Raw genomic sequence first — 853 nt, 5'->3', positions numbered from 1 at the left:
TAGGCTTCGTGGACAAAGCTTGACTGGGGACTCGGACCTTGATTCAAGGCTGGCTTTTGGAGGCAGCCTTGGGCGAGCGGATTGGCGTTACAGACGAAGAATGGGAAGTGATCGGGCCGCTGTTGCCACCTGAGCGCGGTCGTGGATGCCGTCCGGCGCAAGATAATCGCCCCTATTTTGAAGGCATGATGTGGATCGCGCGGACCGGCGCGCAATGGCGACACCTTCCGGACGAGTATGGCAAGTGGAACAGCGTGTTCCGGCGCTACCGACGATGGGTCACGACCGGCGTGTTCGATGCCATGCTCGAGACGCTGGCCGAACTGGCAGGGCGCGACACAGCCGCCGACATGATCGATAGCACCGTGGTCCGGGCACATCATTGTGCCGTCGGCATAAAAAGGGGACTCAGCAAACCGAGGCGCTTGGCCGATCGCGCGGCGGCTTCACCACCAAACTCCACGCAAGGTGCGATGTCAGAGGCCTCCCGCTCGGCTTCGTGCTGACACCGGGACAGGCGCACGATGTGCAGGGCTTCGCTCCGCTGTTCCGCATGATAACCGACCGGATCGAGGCCTTCCTGGCCGACCGGGGCTACGATGCCGATTCTATCCGCGAAGAGATCGAGGCAGCCGGTGTTGAGGCGGTGATCCCGGCCAAGGTGAACCGGCGCAATCCCGCTCCGCACGACCGCGTGAAATACAAATGGCGCAACCTCATCGAGCGCCTCTTCAACAAACTCAAGAACTGGCGGCGCATCGCGACCCGCTACGACAAAACCAAGGAATCCTACCTCGGCTTTGTCGCGCTCGCCTCAGTCAAACTCTGGATACCCTTTGTCCACGAAGCCTAG

The 853-nt window shown here is 61.4% G+C and carries 1 pseudogene; it reads left to right on the top strand.

The annotated features are described in order from the left end of the window. Positions 1-107 precede the first annotated feature (107 nt). Positions 108-853 (top strand): annotated as a pseudogene (locus HK439_RS26385) (IS5 family transposase).

The organism is Roseibium aggregatum, from assembly GCF_014692675.1.
Taxonomy (GTDB): Bacteria; Pseudomonadota; Alphaproteobacteria; order Rhizobiales; family Stappiaceae; genus Roseibium; species Roseibium aggregatum_C.
The sequence above is the reverse complement of the archived record's forward strand: the minus strand, read 5'-3'. Positions and strand labels throughout refer to the sequence as shown.